Annotated in this window: 1 pseudogene; it reads left to right on the top strand. The window is 41.6% G+C overall.

Annotated features, from left to right (window positions below):
- The first annotated feature begins 58 nt into the window (after window positions 1-58).
- Window positions 59-1,003, top strand: a pseudogene (locus JR005_RS00765) (IS5 family transposase).
- The last annotated feature ends 54 nt before the right edge of the window (window positions 1,004-1,057 follow it).

Genomic DNA, 1,057 nt, shown 5'->3' with positions numbered 1-1,057 from the left:
AAATGGCTTTGTTGCACAAACCTATCTGTAAAGGSTTTTTCAGCGATATAATTWYCAAATGAAGAAGCCTACACACAAAATCTACCGCACAACCAATTGGCCCGCATATAACCGAGCACTCATGAGTCGMGGAAATATTGCCATTTGGTTTGATCCTGCTACGCAATGRTATGCTCCATCAAAAGGCAAACAAGGGCGAAATCAAAYCTACTCCGACGCAGCYATCCAATGCTGCTTAATGATTAAATCCTTATTYCGTCTGTCTTTACGTATGGTYACTGGCTTTGTGCAAAGTCTGATTAAACTTTGCGGATTAAATTGGATAGCTCCAGATTACACCACGCTTTGTAGAAGACAAAAGCATATTGATATTGTAATCAGCTACCAAAAAAGTAGMGATGGGCTGCATCTACTCATGGACTCTACAGGCATGAAGTTTCTAGGTGAGGGCGAATGGAAACGCAAGAAACATGGACCTGAATATCGTCGCCAATGGCGTAAACTWCATATTGGTATAGATGCYAAAACCCTRCAAATACGAGCAGTTCAGCTTACAACCAATAATGTCAGTGATTCACAGGTGCTTGGTGATTTACTTRATCAGATTCCACAAGATGAGCGGATTGACTCTGTTTATACCGATGGRGCTTATGACACCAAGCAATGCCGTCAGGTCATTGCAGATCGGCAAGCGCATGCGGTGATTCCACCTAGAAAAAAATGCGAAACCATGGAAAGATACAAAGAGTAGCTCGCTAGATCGAAATGAATTACTTCGAACARTTAAACTTGGAAGCAGTGCTTCTCAGGCAGGACACTATGGAAAAAATCAGGCTATCATCGGCGAAGTTTGGTWGAAACYAAGATGCATTGCATYAAATTATTRGGMGATAAACTSAGTGCAAGGAGYTTTSAWAGCCAAGTSAATGAGATYCATRCACGTGTRGCAGTCCTYAAYARATTYACKGAATTAGGTCGACCAYTTACCCAAGTTACGCCTTAAATTTGGCTCAATTAGGGGCGCTTTGCATTTCAAATCTTTGTGCAACAAAGCCAT

The organism is Acinetobacter sp. Colony158 (genome assembly GCF_019264745.1).
GTDB lineage: Bacteria > Pseudomonadota > Gammaproteobacteria > Pseudomonadales > Moraxellaceae > Acinetobacter > Acinetobacter ursingii.
The sequence above is the reverse complement of the archived record's forward strand: the minus strand, read 5'-3'. Positions and strand labels throughout refer to the sequence as shown.